Consider the following 16,106-nt stretch of genomic DNA (forward strand, 5'->3'; position numbering starts at 1 on the left):
ACGCGATGCGCTGGCTCAGGCCTCGGCGTCTGCTGCGTCGGCTTGTGCCGCAACCTGTTCGGGCGTCAGCACCTGTTCCGCGTAACCGCATTCCTTCTGCGGGCACACCTTCTCCAAACCCTTGCGTTTGGTGGTCTTGAGGGTCAGTACCGGCCACTGGCACTTCGGGCAGGTCTCGTTGATCGGCGGGTTCCAGGTGGCGTAAGTGCACTTGGGATAAGTGTTGCAACTGTAAAACAGCTTGCCGTAACGCGACTTGCGCTCACTCAAGGTACCCAGCTTGCAGCTCGGACAGGTAACACCGGTGTCCTTGGGCTTTTCGAGCGGCTCGATGTGCTTGCACTTGGGGTAATTGGCACAGCCGATGAACTTGCCATAACGGCCGGCCTTGACCACCAGCTGCCCCTCATCGAGCGGACACAGGCGACCTTCGATGACTTGCGGCATCTCGGCATCGGCTTCGGCTTTCTGTTCGGCCGTCTCGTTCATGTCGCGGGTGTAGTCACACTCGGGGTAGCCGGTACAACCGATAAAGCGGCCGCGTTTGCCCAGGCGCACGGTGAGCTGCTTCTGACACTTGGGGCAGGCTTCGTCGAGCGCTTCGTGGGTGACTTCGGAGCGCTTGAGGGCCTTTTTCTCCTCGACCTGCTGCGAAAAGCCCGTCCAGAACTCCTCCATCACCGGCACCCAGTCGCGCTCGCCGTTGGAGATTTCGTCGAGCTTGTCTTCGAGCTTGGAGGTGAACTGGTAGTCCACATACTGGCTGAAGTGCTCGGTCAGGAACTTGTTGACGACTTCACCCGTATCAGTGGGCGTGAAGCGCTTCTTGTCGAGATTGACGTACTCGCGATCCTTGAGCGTCTTGATGATGGACGCGTAGGTCGAGGGGCGACCGATGCCGAACTCTTCGAGCGCCTTCACTAGGCTGGCTTCCGAGAAACGCGGCGGCGGCTGGGTGAAGTGCTGTTCACCATAGAGCTTGTCGGTCGGCAGGGCTTCGCCGACTTCGAGCGCGGGCAACTTGGCGTTGTCCTCATCTTCAGCGTCGTCCACGTCTTCTTCGTACACGGCCAGAAAGCCGGCGAACACCAGCACCTGGCCGGTGGCGCGGAACACGCCCTCACCCATGGCGATGTCGACGCTGGTCGTATCAAAGCGTGCCGGTGCCATCTGGCAGGCCAGCGTGCGCTTCCAGATCATCTCGTAGAGCTTGAACTGTTCGCCGCTGAGGTAGGCTTTGACCGACTCAGGCGTGCGGAAGATCGAGGTCGGACGAATCGCTTCGTGCGCTTCCTGGGCGTTCTTGGACTTGTTCTTGAACATGACCGGGTTAGCCGGCAGCGACTCGGCATCGAAATGCTGGCCGATGTAATCGCGGATCTCGCCCAAGGCCTCATTGGCCAGCGCCACCGAGTCGGTACGCATATAGGTGATCAGACCGACCGTACCATCACCCAGCGCGATACCTTCGTACAGCTGCTGCGCGGTGCGCATCGTCTTGTCGGTGGTCATGCCTAGCTTGCGCACGGCTTCCTGCTGCATGGTCGAGGTCGTGAACGGCGCGGCCGGGTTACGGCTCTTACGCTTCTTTTCAATATTCGCGACCGAGGCCGGTTTGCCCTGCAGGGCCGCGAGGATCTCGGCGTGGCTGGACTCATTGGGCACATCGAACTGATCAAGCTTCTTGCCGCGCCATTCGTTCAGACGCGACGAGAAGGCCGTCTTGCCCTTGTGGCTATCGAGATGCAGGGTCCAGAACTCCTGCGCGGTAAACGCGCGGATTTCGTTCTCGCGCTCGCAGATCAGGCGCAGTGCCGGGCTCTGTACACGACCGGCACTCAGGCCCGAGCGCACCTTGCGCCACAGCAGCGGCGAGAGGTTGAAACCCACCAGGTAATCGAGTGCCGAGCGCGCTTGCTGGGCGTTGACCAGATGGCTGTCCACATCGCGCGGATTGGCCACCGCTGCCTTGACGGCGCCCTCGGTGATCTCGTGGAACACCACGCGCTTGACCAGCTTGTTGTCGAGTGCCTTCTTGCCGTGGAGGATTTCCAGCAAGTGCCAGCTGATCGCCTCGCCTTCGCGGTCCGGGTCAGTTGCCAGATAGACATTCTGCGCAAGCTTGGCGGCGCTGATGATGGCATCGACATGCTTGGCGTTCTTGGGGATCACCTGGTACTTCATGGCAAAGCCGTGATCGACGTCGACCGAACCGTCCTTGCGCACGAGTCCGCGCACATGGCCGTAGGAAGCGAGGATTTCAAAATCCTTGCCCAGATATTTCTTGAGGGTCTTGGCCTTGGAAGGCGATTCGACGATCAGCAGGTTGTCGGCCATGCGGACTCCGCGTGCAGCAGCAGGATGAATAAGTCAGGGTCAACGAACCCTTTGACCCGATTGCTCGGGTTGGGCCGCGATGTTAGGGCTAATTTAGGCAGGACAACAGGATTTTTCCATGCGCCGCGCCGGACGGGAGCAGGCGCATGCCGTGCACGATTCAGTGCATCGTCCCGTCAAGACCGCTGAACAGCAGCTCTTCGATCAACAGATTGGCCAGATCATCGCCCTGGCGCCAGAGCACCATCAGCGCCACCCGCTTGACCGCCTCGGCATCCACATTGACGGCGGTGCTCTGCATCAGGCGATCGATGATCAGCTCGCGTTGACCAGTGCGCAGCGCACCGGAACTCGACAAGTAATGGAACAGTGACTGGCCTTCCGGGGTCAGGCGAGCTTCCTCGCGCGGATGCAGCACGCGCGGCAAGGCGGCGCCGCGCTCGTCAAGCAAGGCATAGGCCTTGGTGTCGAGCTCGTCGAACTCATTGAGCCAGTCGAGCGCCTCGTCGATTTCATCCTCGTCAAAGCCAGCCGCAGTCAGCTGCTTCGCCAGGGTTGAGCGATCAGGGCAGTTCTCCAGCGAGAAATACTGCTCGAATAGAAAGGCCAGGACGTCGAACACGGAAAACCTCGGGATAGTGCCACTTTCATCAGGCGAGCCGCTGATAGCGGCCACCCGGCAGCCGGGCAAGCTGCCCAGCCAGTTCAAGCGTCAACAGCATCGCGTACACCCGGTCGGGCGTCAAGCCGGCCCGACTCGTCAGGGTATCGATATCAATCGGGTCGTACCCCAGCACGGCAAGCAGGGCGGTGGTCTCCGCATCCAGAGGCTGCGCGGGCTCGGGCGACGAACGGCGGGGCGGGCCGATGGCGGCATCGCCCAACTCTTCAAGTATGTCGACCGCGGATTCGACCAGCTTGGCACCCTGCTTGATCAACTGGTGACAACCTTTTGCGAGAGGCGAATGGATGGAACCAGGAATTGCAAATACTTCGCGCCCCTGCTCGGCCGCCTCGCGCGCCGTAATCAAGGAGCCGCTTTGCAGTGCCGCCTCCACCACCAGCACCCCGCGCGACAGGCCCGAAATAAGGCGGTTGCGACGAGGGAAGTTGCCGGTACGGCCAGGCGTGCCCAGCGGATACTCGGACAGGATGGCGCCACTGGCAGCAATCTCATGCGCGAGTGCGTGGTTACGGGACGGATAGACGATATCCAGGCCGGTGCCGACAACGGCGATCGTTGAACCAGACCCGGCCAGCCCCCCGCGATGCGCCGCCGCATCAATGCCCAGCGCCAGCCCGGACACAATGCACCAGCCGCGCTGCGACAGATCGCGCCCGAAGGCCTCGGCATTCTGGATGCCTTGTGGCGTGGCATGGCGGCTGCCGACAATGGCGAGCCCGGCCACGTTCAGGTCGGCCAGCGCGCCTTTGGCATAGAGCACGGGCGGCGGATCAGCTATTTGCAGCAGTCTCTGCGGGTAATCCGGATCAGCCAGCGTAATCAGGCGGTTCTCGTCGTGTGCCAGCCAGGCCAGCGTACGTGCCAGCAGATCGGGATCGGGTCCTTGACGCAAGGCCTCGCAGAGGCGGGGCGTCAGATGCTGCGCCAGCGCCGCGCCCCCGGCGTTGATGACATGCGCCGGCGTGCCGAATGCTGCCAGCAGGCGCAAGGTCGTGACAGTGCCGATGCCGGGCACCAGCGTCAGGCGCAGCCAGTCTTCACTGTCGGAATCACGCACGGTGGAAACGACACCGGGGCTGAATGCCCCGGTGCTATCAGAAGGAAGAATCAGGGTTTGCGGACGATATCGCGAACCGTGACCGGTTCAGGGTTATTGAGCAGCAGCCCGTAAGATACCTTGGGGAAGACACGGTAGATGAAGATCTGGCCATTACGCTCCGGCAGCGTCAGGCGGCCTTCATCGGAGCGCTTTTCTTTCTTGATCTGGCGTGGTGCCTTGAAGGCAAGCAGGACATGGCCCCGCTCCAGTCCGTCGCGCTCGCCTTTGTTGATCACAACCGTGGTGTAGGAGCCGGCGTCCTGCACACCACCGTAGATCGAAATGATCTGGCCCTGCACATCGCGCTCGGGCACGCGCGGGATGTAATTGATGAATTCGCGGCGCGGACGCGGGATCAGGCGGTCGCCCACCGTGATTTCCTGCGCGGCCGAAGTGATGCTGATGGTGCTGACATCCGCTACCTGGCGCGTTACGGCCTCACCGGCATACATCACTTCATAACCCAGCAGTTCCTTGGTGACAGGGTCTCGCAGCTCTTTGCCGCCGTGATATACCTGCCATTGATCGCCCGGCTGGCCGCTCACACCGACAGCGTAGCCACGGTCACCCACGGTAAGGCTGACGTGATCGGATTGACCCAGTGCGATCCTGGGCGCAGCAGCGAATTCCTTCTCATCCACAATCAGCGGCTTGGACAGGAAAGGCTCGATGGCCCGGGCAGGGATGGCCGGTGCGGCCTGAGATTCAAACTGGGTAATGCGTACGCGGGGGTCGAGCTTGGCGTTGGCGCGCAGCGCGTCGTTCTTGTCATTGCCCAGCAGGCGCAGTCGCGGTGAGCCGCTGCTGGTATCGAGCACGATCACATCACCCGGATAGATCCAGTGCGGGTCCTTGATCTCGTCCTTGTTCATGTTCCAGATCTGCGGCCACTTCCACGGATCCTTGAGGAACTTGCCGGAAATGTCCCAAAGGGTGTCGCCCTTGACGACGATATAGCGTTCCGGTGCATTGTCCTGCAGGCGCAATTCATCTGCCCGAACCGGGTTGGTGAGGCTCAGCGCTATAATGGCGGCAGGCAGCAGGCTGGCAATCAGGCGGGCGCGGAGTGCGGACGGGCGCATGGTTGGCTTCCTATGTTTGCTTCATGTTGTTTTTTACTTTCAGACCCGCTTGTCATGTTAGCGGGTTTGAAATGAATACCACGGATCTTTTGGCGCCATTTCATGCCAAAAGCATTTAAACCAGTTACTCAGATTCTGCATCTAAATATATAGGCTAGCAAGAAAATATGGCCATTCTGAATATCCTCCATTACCCGGATGCTCGCCTGCATACGGTGGCAAAACCGGTTGAAAAAGTGGATGAGCGCATCCGCCAATTACTCGACGATATGGCGGAGACCATGTACGCCGCGCCAGGCATCGGCCTGGCTGCGACGCAGGTCGATGTGCATCAGCGCATCATCGTGATTGATGTCAGCGAAGATAAATCCGGCCTGATTGCCCTGATTAATCCCCGCATCATCGAAGCCGATGGCAAAACCCGGTTTGAAGAGGGTTGTTTGTCGGTGCCGGGAATATATGAGGAAGTGGAACGAGCCGAGCGCGTGGTAGTGGAGGCGCTGGATCGCAATGGCGAATCATTCCGTCTGAATGCCGATGGCCTGCTGGCGATCTGTATCCAGCACGAAATCGACCATCTCGACGGCAAGGTATTTGTGGAAAAACTGTCACAACTCAAACTGAGCCGCATCCTCAACAAGCTCAAGAAAAACCAGCGCAAAACGCTGTAAGTCGCGTTTCGCTCGCCGCCCTTCGCCCCTCCACAAGAACACGCTGACCCATGAAACTGATTTTTGCCGGCACGCCGGAATTTGCGGCTACCGCACTCAAGGCGCTGATTGCCGCCGGCCATGAAATCGTGATGGTGCTGAGCCAGCCGGATCGGCCGGCCGGCCGCGGCATGAAGCTGCTGGCCTCGCCGGTCAAGCAAGTGGCACTGGAACATGGCTTGCCCGTGTATCAGCCCGAGAAGTTGCGCACCGACGAACAGCAGGCGCCGCTGCGCGCGCTGGATGCCGATGTGATGGTGGTAGCGGCCTACGGCATCATCCTGCCGCAAGCGGTGCTCGATTTGCCGCGCCAGGGCTGCCTGAATATTCACGGCTCCCTGCTGCCCCGCTGGCGCGGTGCCGCACCGATCCAGCGCGCCATCGAGACCGGCGATAGCGAGACCGGCATTACCATCATGCAGATGGATGCCGGCCTCGATACCGGCGCGATGCTGTCGCTGCACCCGGTGGCGATCAGCGCCACCGACACCAGCCGCAGCCTGCACGACAAACTCGCCGAGGCCGGTGCGCAGGCCATCGTGGCTGCGCTGGCTGACTTGCCGCGCCTGCAAGCCGGTGCCACACCCCAACCGGCCGAGGGCGTGACCTATGCCGAAAAGATCCGCAAGGATGAAGCGGCACTCGACTGGCAGCAGCCCGCCGACGTGCTGGCACGCCGCATCCGTGCTTTCGATCCGTTTCCCGGTTGCACCACCCGCCATGGCGAAGACACGATCAAATGCTGGTCAGCGCAGGCCGAGGCCGGTAGTGGCCAACCCGGCCAGATACTCGATATCAGCCCGGCCGGCGTACTCGTCGCCACAGGTTCGGGCGCGCTGCGCATCACCGAATTGCAGCGTGCGGGCGGCAAACGCCTGCCCGCCCGCGAATGGCTGGCCGGCAGCAAGCTGGCAGCAGGAGAGCTGCTGTGCTCCTGATCCAGCGCCTTGCCGCCGAAGCACTTGCTGCCGTGCGCGATGGCCGCAACCTCACCGAGGTATTGCAAGCCCAGCGACAGCGCCATGCCGATATGGATCCGCGCGATCGTGCCGCCATCATCGATATCACCCATACCGCCTTGCGCCATCGTGGCGAACTCGACTTCGCGCTGCGCAAACTGGTCAGCAAACCCAGTAACGATGCGCGCATCCAGGATCTGCTGATGGTCGGCCTGTGCCAGCTCGCCTACACTCGCGCCGCGCCCTATGCAGTGGTGGATCACGCCGTGAAACTGGCCATCCAGTTCAACCCCGGCGCCAAGGGCTTCGTGAATGCGGTGCTGCGCAACTTCCAGCGCCAGCAGGCCAGCTTGCTGGCAGAAGCGCGCCGCGACGAAAGCGCACGCTGGAACCACCCGGCGTGGTGGCAGGCCGCGATGCGCAATGCCTATCCGGCCAACTGGCAAAACGTACTGGACGCCAACAATACCCATCCGCCGATGAGCCTGCGCGTCAATACCCGCAAACTGACGCGTGATGCTTATCTGGCGCAGCTCGACGCTGCCGGCATCCGCGGCGCGGCTGAAGACAGCGTCGGTATCCGCCTGGAACAGGCCGTACCGGTTGATCGCCTGCCCGGCTTCTTTGAGGGCCTGTGCTCGGTACAGGACCTTGGCGCCCAATGGGCTGCGCCGCTGCTTGATGTGCGCGACGGCATGCGCGTACTGGATGCCTGCTGCGCCCCCGGTGGCAAGACCGGCCACCTGCTGGAGATGGCCGATATCGACCTGACCGCACTGGATGTGGACGCCAGCCGCCTGACCCGCGTGCAGGACAATCTGGACCGCCTGGGCTTGCGCGCCAATCTGCGCGCCGCCGATGCGGCCCATCCCGCCAGCTGGTGGGATGGGCCGGCGTTTGATCGCATCCTCGCCGATGTGCCGTGCTCGGCCACCGGCGTGGCACGGCGCCATCCCGACATCAAGTGGCTGCGCCGTCCCGAGGATTTCGCGCAATTTGCCACGCAACAGGCCACCATGCTGGATGCCTTGTGGGGTTGCCTGAAACCGGGTGGTACACTGCTTTACGCTACTTGCTCGGTGTTTCCGCAAGAAAACCAGCAACAGGTCGCCGGCTTCCTGCAGCGCCAGTCCGACGCCCGACTTCAACCCCTGCCCGATGCCTTGCCCCCAAGCGGCCAACTGCTGCCCAACGACCGCCACGATGGTTTTTATTACGCGCTGCTTGCCAAGACTCTGCCTTAGCCTCGTGCTGATGGTAGGGCTTTGCCTGCCCGCGCTGGCTGGGGGCATCCAGCTCGAAGAAGTGGCCGGCATTGAGAACGAGGGTCGGCTCAGTATCGATGCCCGCTTCATCGTCGAACTCGATACGGTTCACGAGTCGGCCCTTGTCGCCGGCGTGCCCCTGACCTTCGTCGTCGAATTCACTCTGACCCGCCCTCGCTGGTACTGGGCCTGGCGTCGCATGGCAGACTGGTTCGATCCCACCGCGCGCACCGAATACCGTCTTTCCTACCATCCGCTGACCCGCAACTACCGTGTCAGCGTGGGCAGCCTGTATCGCAGCTACGAAACCCTGGGCGAAGCCATACGCAGCCTGGGTGTCGTCCGTGACTGGCAGGTGGCCGAGCGCGGCTCCGTGACGCGCAAGCTCGATAGCCGCTTTGCCGGGGAAATCAGCATGCGTCTTGATACCAGCCAGTTACCACGACCTTTGCAATTGAGCATGCTGGGCGAACCCGACTGGAAGCTGCAATCCACCCTTACCCCGGTTGAGTTCTTTGGAGAGAGCAAGTGAGCGCGATGCGCAACATGCTGATCCTGATCGGCTCGCTGGCTGCGATCCTGCTGTTCCTGCTGGCTACCGCCAGCGGTAACTCCACCGTGTTCGGCGCCTACTACGACTGGCTGCTGGGCCTGAACCTGCTGATGGCCGCGGGTTTGGTCGCCCTGGTCATCACTCGGCTGCTCAAGCTGCGCCAGCAGGTCAAGGCGCGCCAGTTCGGCTCGCGGCTGGCCTGGCGTCTGACGCTGATGTTCGCACTGGTGGCCGTGCTGCCCGGCGCACTCGTCTACACGCTGTCGGTACAGTTCCTCACCAAATCGATCGAGACCTGGTTCGATGTGCGGGTCGATAACGCCCTGGATAGCGGCCTGAATCTTGGCGCTCAGGCACTCGACAGCTCGCTGGATGACCTGATGCAGAAAGCACGGGTCATGGCAGGCGAGCTGGCGGGCGAATTCAATGCCGAGGCGCGCAGCCATCTGGGCCGCCTGCGCGAAACCGCCAATGTGCAGGAGGCCAGCCTGTTTGATGGTCGCGGCATGGTGATCGCCCACGATGGCAACGAAATGGCCAACCCGGTACCCCTCGTACCCGAGCGCAAGGTGCTCAAGCAGGTTACGGCGCAGATTCCCTACCGCGTACTGGAAGTCATGCCCAGCTATGGCTTGAGCCTGCGCGTTGTCGTGCCAGTGAATCAGGATTATCAGGATTACACCCGCTTTGATGGCGGTACCCGTGCCCTGCAGCTGATCCAGCCGGTGCCCAAACAGCTGGCGGACGACTTCGAAAAGGTCGAGGACATGCGCAGCCAGTACAAGGCACTGTCCCTGCAACGTGGTGGCCTCAAGATCATTTACGGGCTGACGCTGACGCTCGCGCTGCTGATGGCCCTGCTGGCCGCCGTGGTGCTGGGGCTTTACCTCTCCGAAAAGCTCGCCGCCCCCCTCACTGTGCTGGCTGCCGGCACCCGCGCCGTGGCGCAAGGCGATTACTCGCAGGTGCAGCCCGTCGTGAGCCAGGACGAGCTCGGCACACTCACCCACAGCTTCAACCGGATGACCCGGCAGCTTTCGGATGCGCGCCAGCAGCTAGAAGTGCGTCAACAGGAAACCGCCGCCGCCAAGGCCTATCTCGAAACCGTGCTCGGCAGCCTCACTGCCGGCGTGCTGACCTTTGATGCCAACTGGCGCCTGCGTGCAGCCAATCTCAGCGCGACGCAGATCCTGCACGCCGACATCAAGCGGCTCGACGTGCTCAAGCTGGATGAATGGCTGGAAGACTTCCCGCATCTGGCCGGCTTTGCCGGCGGCGTGCGCGACGCCTTCGTGAGCACGCCGGATGACTGGCAGCGCCAACTCGAAATCGCCTTCGATGGCGGCACCCGCCAACTGCTGGTCCACGGCGCGCGGCTGCGCCTGTCGGATGAAGAGAACAGCACCGGCGCCGTGGTGGTGTTTGACGACGTGACCGATCTGCTGCGCGTCCAGCGCGATGCCGCCTGGGGTGAGGTCGCCAAGCGGCTGGCGCATGAAATCCGCAATCCGCTCACCCCCATCCAGCTCGCTGCAGAACGTCTCGAACACAAACTCGCCGACAAGCTGGACGATACGGACCGTGAAGTGCTGGCGCGCTCCACCAGCACCATCGTGGCCCAAGTGGGCGCGCTTAAGCGCATGGTCGACGAATTCCGTGAATATGCCCGCCAGCCCTCGGCGCAGTTCGAACTCGTGGATGTGGGCCGCCTGCTAGACGAGGTACTGGTGCTCTATGAAAACGCCCCGATAGAGCGTGAACACAAGGGCGAAGGCAGCCTCGAAGTAATGGCAGATCGCACCCGTTTACGTCAGGTTGCGCACAACCTGCTCAAGAATGCACAAGAGGCAATCGGCGAGGACATGTTCGGACGCATACGCCTGCGTACCGAAATCCGCGAGAAAGCGGTACGATTGTCGGTAGAAGACAACGGTCCGGGCTTTGATGAGGCGATTTTGCAACGGGTTTTCGAGCCTTATGCAACGACCAAGCAGAAAGGCACGGGTCTGGGTCTCGCCGTGGTGAAGAAAATCATCGACGAACACCACGGCCAGATTGTTGCGTACAACCTCGATCCACATGGGGCGTGCGTGCGGATCGATCTACCGTTAGCCAACCTGGCTGCGGCCAAGGCGTCGCCAGCTGGCGAAACCGAGCAAGGGGAGAAGTCGAGTGGGTAGTAACGATATCCTGATCGTGGATGATGAAATCGGCATCCGCGAATTGCTGTCGGAAATCCTTCAAGACGAAGGTTACCGTGTGGTGGTCGCCGAAAATGCGGCCCAAGCGCGTCTATTGCGCAATCAGGGCCGACCGGCGCTGGTGCTGCTGGACATCTGGATGCCTGATACCGACGGGGTCACGCTGCTCAAGGAATGGGGCAGCAATGGTCAGCTGACCATGCCGGTGGTGATGATGTCGGGACATGCGACGATAGACACGGCGGTAGAAGCCACCCGCATCGGTGCCTTCGACTTCCTCGAAAAGCCCATCGGCCTGCAAAAGCTGCTGGCCACCGTCAAGCGGGCACTCAAGCACGGTGAAGTCCAACCCAAGGTGGCCGAGAATTCGCTCGCGGCACTGGGTAAAAGCCCGCTGATCCTGATCCTCAAGAAGCAGCTCGATCAGGCCCAGAGCCTGTCGTTCCCGCTGCTGCTGACCGGCGAACCCGGCAGCGGCTTCGTGGCCTGTGCGCGCTACCTGACCCGGCCCACCGCCGCGTTCATCGCACCGGACAGCCAGGATGCGATTGTCGAGTCCGGCCCCGATCTGGTCACCAAGGCCGCCAATGGCACCTTGTTCCTGCGCGATATCGGCCACTATGAGCGCAAGGCACAGAATGCCCTGGTGGGCTTGTTGCCCAAGCTCGACAAACACAATGTCCGCCTGATCTGCGCCACCAGCCGTAGCCTGCCGGAACTGATCGACCGTTTCGACCCGGCACTGTTCACCTATCTGTCGCAGCTGGTGGTGCCGCTGCCGGCGCTGCGCGAGCACCGCGACGATATCCCCGAACTGGCCGAACACATCCTCGCCAGCGTGGTGGAATCGAACAAGATCGGCCCGCGTCGCTTCACCTCGTCGGCCCTCAATGCGCTGCGACAGCACGATTGGCCCGGCAACCACGAGCAGTTGCACAATATCGCCAAGAGCCTCGCACTGACTTCCACCGAGACCGAGATCGATGCTGCACCGGTCAGCCGCGTGCTGGCCCAGTTCTCGCCACCGCGCGCGCAGATGGTGGCCATGAGCGGTCCGCAGTTCAATTTCGACCAGCCGTTGCGCGAAGCCCGCGATGAATTCGAGCGCGCCTATTTCGACCACCATATCGGCCTCGAGGGCGGCAATATGAGCCGCGTAGCCGATAAAGTGGGGCTGGAACGCACGCACCTGTACCGCAAGCTCAAGCAACTGGGTGTGCAGGTGATCAAACGGCCTCGCAGCTAGTCTCTGCCGCAACAGCCAGCAGCAAAAAGCCCGCCCTCAACCGGCGGGCTTTTTGCTGTGCTTGTCATCCACTGCTTAGCCGGGGTTGCCGCGATAGAGCCGGCTGATCTGCTGCCGGGCGGGGCACAATGCACGCACCAAGGCGGCCAGCAACTGTTCGGCCCGTGCCGAATTGTCGGCGCCGAAATTGCACACATACACATCCAGGGTCACCCCGGCACGTTCAGGCCAAGTGTGGATGGCCAGATGCGATTCGGCCAGCAGCACGACACCGGTCATGCCGCCAGGGCCGGCGGGGCTGGCAGGGAACGGGTGCCAGCATTCGGCCACGGCCGTCAGCCCGACTGCGGCGACCTGCCCACGGCAGAGTGCGGCCAGCGCGGGCTGGTCGGTGAGCAGCGCGGTGGCCGCACAGTCGTACAGATCGGCAGTCAGGTGCAGCCCGTTCATGCAGTCTTCCAGTCTTTGCCCAGCAGCCAGCGTGCGGCCCGCACGCCCCAGTAGTGGGCTTCCTCGGCCAGCGAAAAGCCGCTGAGGTCGCTATGCGCCAGCATCACGCGGCCGGCGGGTTCGCGCAAGCGGTCCAGATGGCCGCCCAGCAAACCCGGTAGCGGCCGCGCCATCGCATGACCCCAGCGCCAGATGTCGACTTGCTTGACCAGTCTGGGCAGATCGGGGTGCGCGCGCGACAGTTCGGCCAGTACGCCTTGCACCCAGTGTTCACGCGGTGCGTCCCGCAAGGCACGGCGGGCAGCTGCCGGCGCCAGCTCGCTGAGTGGTCGGTAGTAGGTCAGCACCGCTTCTCGCTGATGCAGCGCCAGCGACTGCTGATTGGCCAGCACATAGCCCAGACCCTGCGCGTCGTATAGCACATTGTCCCAGCTCAGCGGCGCACCACCGCGGTGTTCGGGCTGGTCGGCCAGCGTGATGTTGGCCACCAGCCAGGGGGCATAGCTGAGCTGGCGAGCACCCGCTTGCCAAGCGGCGGGGATGCCGGCCCAGACATGCGGCAGGAAGCCCAGCGGGGCGGCCCAGACCAGGCGCTCAGCTCGGTAACGCACGCTGCGTTGCTCGGCAGCCAGCCAGACATCGGCGGTCACGCCACGGACATCGGATTCGATGCGCCAGACCATCGCGCCGGTCTGTACAGCCGGGCACGCGCGGGCGGCCATGCGGCGAGTCAGCCAGGCATTGCCTTCGGGCCAGGTCAGCACGGTGTCGGATTCGGCATTGGCTGCCTGGCCGCGACGGCCCGCAAAGTAGTGGATGCCGGCCCAGGCGGAGGTGTCGCGGTAGTCGGTGCCGTAGTCGTCACGGCAGCCGTAGTTGACCCACCAGTGCAGGCTATCGGCATCGAACCCTTGCTGGCGCAGCCAGTCGTGCATGCTCAGGCGATCGAGTTGCGCTGCCTCGCTAGCCGCGCCGCGCGCACTGGGTACGGCGAACACGGGGCGGCCATCTCGCCCCAAGCCTGCCTTCAACTCGGCCATGCGGGCGATGAATGCCTGTTGCTGCTGTCTATCCTTGGCGCTGATGCCGAACTGCGGCAGCAGGCCATCTTGCCATTGGCCGTTCAGATACAGCCGCTCCTGCGGCGCAAAGCAAAGTGCGCGCTCGTCGTATTCGGGCGCCAGCGCCGTCGGGTCGCCGCGCAGCACGCCGAACTCGGCCAGCATGGTACGCAGCTCGGTTGCTTCGGGTCCGGGCAGGGGCAGGTAGTGGGCACCCCAGGGATAGGCCGATACGGCATTGCGGCCGGCACGGGCGTTGCCGCCGGTCTCGGCTTCGAGTTCGAGCAGGGCAAAGTCCTGCATGCCGGCACGCGCCAGCCACCAGCCGCAGGCCAGCCCGGCCATACCGCCGCCAACGATGAGCGCATCGACCTTGCGGGTTTCGCTCGCAGCCGGGAAGCCGCCGCCGTCACGCAGGCGGTGGCCCAGATGCTGCGACGGCCCCAGCAGCTCGCCCGGTGGCAACACGGGCGGGCTCTTGCGCGTGCAGCCCAGCAGACCCAGCGCACTGGCGGCCAGGAAATCCCGTCGCTTCATCGCACGACCTGCTTCCACTCCTGCTCGAACAGCCGCACCAGCAACTGGTTATCGAGCCGGTTCACCTCCGCAGGCAGCTCGGCCATATCGGGCGGGAACTGGAACAAGGGCGGCACGCTCGCTGGCGTGAGGAAACGCAGACCATCCGGCAGTCTTGCCGGCGGGATATAGGACTCACGACCGGCAAGGATGTAACCCCACTCGCCAAAGCTGGGTACGAGTGCGTGGTAAGGCTGGGTCTGCAAACCCACGGCCTGCACGGTTTTCACCACCGTCCAGTAAGACTGGCGCGCATACATGGGCGAGGTGGACTGGATCACGAGCCGGCCACGTGCGCTGAGTGCACGCTCCAGCAGGCGGTAGAAGGTGTTGGTGTAGAGCTTGCCGACGGCGTAATTGGTGGGGTCAGGGAAGTCGACGACGATGAAGTCGTACGCATCCTGCTGCTGCTCCAGCCACTGGAAAGCATCGCCACGGATGATCCTGACTTTGGGATGACTAAGCGCATTGCCATTGAGTTCGCGCAGTACCGGATGGTTACGGAACAGCTCGGGCATGGCCGGGTCCAGTTCCACCAGCGTCACCGATTCGACTTGTGGGTAGCGCAGCACCTCGCGCACCGCGAAGCCGTCGCCGCCGCCCAGCACCAGCACCCGTTTGGCCCAGGGCACACTGGCCAGGCCCGGATGCACCAGTGCTTCGTGGTAGCGGTACTCGTCCCGCGAACTGAGCTGCAGATTGCCGTTGAGGAACAGGCGCACATCATTGCGCCAGCGCGTCACTACAATGCGCTGATACGGGGTGGATTCGGCAAAGATGATGCGGTCTTCATAAAGCGCATCCTCGGCAAAGCCCGAAATGCGCTCTGCGCCGGCAAAGCCGGCCAGCACCAGCGCCAAGGCCACCAAGCCCTGCGCCCACAAGGCCGTGCGGCCGCGCAGTTCATGCCGGAACAGGTGAGTGGTGTAGAGGGCAATCGCGATATTGAGCACCCCGAACAGCAAGGCGGTGCGCACCATGCCCAACTGTGGCGCCAGCCAGAGCGGGAATAGCAGCGACACGGCCAGCGCGCCCAGGTAATCGACACTGAGCACCTTGGAGACCAGATCCTTGAATTCAAGACGGCGCTCCAGAAGGCGCATGACCAGCGGAATCTCCAGGCCCACCAGCGTGCCGATCACGAAGACCAGCAGATACAGCAGGAACAGGAAGGGCCCGCTGAGCCAGGTGAACGCATAGAACAGCATGGCGGCCGAAAAGCCGCCCAGCACCCCCACCGCCAGTTCGATCCGGATAAAGCTGCCGATCAAATCGCGCTGCACAAAGCGCGATAGCCACGAGCCCACACCCATGGCAAACAGGTAAACCCCGATGACGGTGGAAAACTGGGTGACCGAATCGCCGACCAGATAGCTCGACAGCGCCGCCGCCACCAGCTCGTAAGCCAGACCACAGGCGGCAACAACAAACACGGAAAACAGCAAGGCGTGGGGCATGGGGAAACCGGGAAAGGACAGGCTCGGTGGCGGCAAGTACCGCGCAGGGCGGGTGAGACGGCTTAGCTATCGCGCTGCCGCTTGCTGTCGATGAACTCATCCATCCGCGAAAGCAGACGCCACCACTCGGTGTTGTCTTCGCGATAGACGCGGATTGCGCCGGCACGGACCAGGATCTTGCGCAGCTCGTTGTCCTCGAAGCCGCCCAGATGCTGGCGCAGCGTGTCGAAGGAGCGATCGGTGTAGCCCTTGTGGCTAAGGAAGTGGCGAGCGGTCTCCTCGGCCATGAACTCGGTCTTGTGCTGCTCGCGCAGGGTCTGCAACTGATGTTGCAGTTGCTGGCGATTGAGCATGTAGCTGATCAGGCCGCCCACGGCGGAGCCGACCACGGTGCCCGCCAGGGCATAGAGTGCGTCGTTCATGCC

Annotated in this window: 14 protein-coding genes; 6 read left to right on the top strand and 8 right to left on the bottom strand. The window is 62.9% G+C overall.

The features are described 5' to 3' along the window. Positions 1–15 precede the first annotated feature (15 nt). From topA to O9X62_RS03550, 4 genes are all read right to left on the bottom strand, one after another. Positions 16–2,337, bottom strand: coding sequence for a type I DNA topoisomerase (topA, locus tag O9X62_RS03535; RefSeq protein ID WP_269531385.1), 2,322 nt, complete (start codon positions 2,335–2,337; stop codon positions 16–18). 160 nt (positions 2,338–2,497) lie between these two features. After that, positions 2,498–2,959: a DUF494 family protein gene (locus tag O9X62_RS03540; protein WP_269531386.1), complete on the bottom strand. Its 462-nt coding sequence runs from the start codon at positions 2,957–2,959 to the stop codon at positions 2,498–2,500. A 28-nt stretch (positions 2,960–2,987) separates the two neighbouring features. Next, entirely contained in the window at positions 2,988–4,079 is a 1,092-nt protein-coding gene (dprA, locus tag O9X62_RS03545) for a DNA-processing protein DprA (protein ID WP_269531387.1), read from the bottom strand. A gap of 50 nt (positions 4,080–4,129) precedes the next feature. After that, positions 4,130–5,203 (bottom strand): LysM peptidoglycan-binding domain-containing protein, encoded by a 1,074-nt coding sequence (locus tag O9X62_RS03550; RefSeq protein ID WP_269531388.1) that lies wholly within the window; start codon positions 5,201–5,203, stop codon positions 4,130–4,132. A gap of 167 nt (positions 5,204–5,370) precedes the next feature. On the opposite strand from O9X62_RS03550, the gene def reads away from it, so the two are divergent. Genes def through O9X62_RS15990 form a run of 6 tightly spaced genes read left to right on the top strand, consistent with a single transcriptional unit; the run spans position 5,371 to position 12,137 of the window. Continuing rightward, positions 5,371–5,874, top strand: coding sequence for a peptide deformylase (gene def, locus O9X62_RS03555; protein ID WP_269531389.1), 504 nt, complete (start codon positions 5,371–5,373; stop codon positions 5,872–5,874). A 50-nt stretch (positions 5,875–5,924) separates the two neighbouring features. Then, the gene (fmt, locus tag O9X62_RS03560; RefSeq protein ID WP_269531390.1) at positions 5,925–6,851 is read left to right on the top strand and encodes a methionyl-tRNA formyltransferase; all 927 of its coding nucleotides are present in this window, start codon (positions 5,925–5,927) and stop codon (positions 6,849–6,851) included. Beyond that, entirely contained in the window at positions 6,803–8,116 is a 1,314-nt protein-coding gene (gene rsmB / locus O9X62_RS03565) for a 16S rRNA (cytosine(967)-C(5))-methyltransferase RsmB (RefSeq protein ID WP_308446419.1), read from the top strand. Before fmt ends, rsmB begins: the two co-directional genes overlap by 49 nt. A gap of 10 nt (positions 8,117–8,126) precedes the next feature. Then, positions 8,127–8,669 (top strand): DUF4390 domain-containing protein, encoded by a 543-nt coding sequence (locus O9X62_RS03570; RefSeq protein WP_269531392.1) that lies wholly within the window; start codon positions 8,127–8,129, stop codon positions 8,667–8,669. 5 nt (positions 8,670–8,674) lie between these two features. After that, positions 8,675–10,870 carry an ATP-binding protein gene (locus O9X62_RS03575; RefSeq protein WP_269531846.1) on the top strand — a complete coding sequence of 732 codons (2,196 nt, stop codon included), beginning with the start codon at positions 8,675–8,677 and terminating at the stop codon, positions 10,868–10,870. Beyond that, positions 10,863–12,137 (top strand): sigma-54 dependent transcriptional regulator, encoded by a 1,275-nt coding sequence (locus O9X62_RS15990; RefSeq protein ID WP_308446420.1) that lies wholly within the window; start codon positions 10,863–10,865, stop codon positions 12,135–12,137. The genes O9X62_RS03575 and O9X62_RS15990 overlap by 8 nt, the downstream gene beginning before the upstream one ends. A 75-nt stretch (positions 12,138–12,212) precedes the next feature. On the opposite strand, the gene speD is transcribed toward O9X62_RS15990, so the two are convergent. The 4 genes from speD to O9X62_RS03605 form a co-directional block, all read right to left on the bottom strand. Further along, positions 12,213–12,587 carry an adenosylmethionine decarboxylase gene (speD, locus tag O9X62_RS03590; RefSeq protein WP_269531393.1) on the bottom strand — a complete coding sequence of 125 codons (375 nt, stop codon included), beginning with the start codon at positions 12,585–12,587 and terminating at the stop codon, positions 12,213–12,215. Beyond that, entirely contained in the window at positions 12,584–14,185 is a 1,602-nt protein-coding gene (locus O9X62_RS03595) for an NAD(P)-binding protein (protein WP_269531394.1), read from the bottom strand. Before O9X62_RS03595 ends, speD begins: the two co-directional genes overlap by 4 nt. Further along, a complete protein-coding gene (locus O9X62_RS03600; protein WP_269531395.1) occupies positions 14,182–15,681 on the bottom strand; it encodes a polyamine aminopropyltransferase in 1,500 nt (499 codons plus the stop codon). Before O9X62_RS03600 ends, O9X62_RS03595 begins: the two co-directional genes overlap by 4 nt. A gap of 62 nt (positions 15,682–15,743) precedes the next feature. Further along, positions 15,744–16,103: a hypothetical protein gene (locus O9X62_RS03605; RefSeq protein ID WP_269531396.1), complete on the bottom strand. Its 360-nt coding sequence runs from the start codon at positions 16,101–16,103 to the stop codon at positions 15,744–15,746. Between the last annotated feature and the right edge of the window lie 3 nt (positions 16,104–16,106).

The organism is Chitinimonas sp. BJYL2 (genome assembly GCF_027257935.1).
Taxonomy (GTDB): Bacteria; Pseudomonadota; Gammaproteobacteria; order Burkholderiales; family Chitinimonadaceae; genus Chitinimonas.

What these genes read in the sequence shown, in the direction of transcription:
- fmt (WP_269531390.1), top strand. Translation starts at nt 5,925, where the DNA reads ATGAAACTGATTTTTGCCGGCACGCCGGAATTTGCGGCTACCGCACTC.
- O9X62_RS03600 (WP_269531395.1), bottom strand. Translation starts at nt 15,681, where the DNA reads ATGCCCCACGCCTTGCTGTTTTCCGTGTTTGTTGTTGCCGCCTGTGGT.
- O9X62_RS03550 (WP_269531388.1), bottom strand. Translation starts at nt 5,203, where the DNA reads ATGCGCCCGTCCGCACTCCGCGCCCGCCTGATTGCCAGCCTGCTGCCT.
- O9X62_RS03595 (WP_269531394.1), bottom strand. Translation starts at nt 14,185, where the DNA reads ATGAAGCGACGGGATTTCCTGGCCGCCAGTGCGCTGGGTCTGCTGGGC.
- speD (WP_269531393.1), bottom strand. Translation starts at nt 12,587, where the DNA reads ATGAACGGGCTGCACCTGACTGCCGATCTGTACGACTGTGCGGCCACC.
- O9X62_RS03570 (WP_269531392.1), top strand. Translation starts at nt 8,127, where the DNA reads ATGGTAGGGCTTTGCCTGCCCGCGCTGGCTGGGGGCATCCAGCTCGAA.
- rsmB (WP_308446419.1), top strand. Translation starts at nt 6,803, where the DNA reads ATGGCTGGCCGGCAGCAAGCTGGCAGCAGGAGAGCTGCTGTGCTCCTG.
- def (WP_269531389.1), top strand. Translation starts at nt 5,371, where the DNA reads ATGGCCATTCTGAATATCCTCCATTACCCGGATGCTCGCCTGCATACG.
- O9X62_RS03605 (WP_269531396.1), bottom strand. Translation starts at nt 16,103, where the DNA reads ATGAACGACGCACTCTATGCCCTGGCGGGCACCGTGGTCGGCTCCGCC.
- O9X62_RS03575 (WP_269531846.1), top strand. Translation starts at nt 8,675, where the DNA reads ATGCGCAACATGCTGATCCTGATCGGCTCGCTGGCTGCGATCCTGCTG.
- topA (WP_269531385.1), bottom strand. Translation starts at nt 2,337, where the DNA reads ATGGCCGACAACCTGCTGATCGTCGAATCGCCTTCCAAGGCCAAGACC.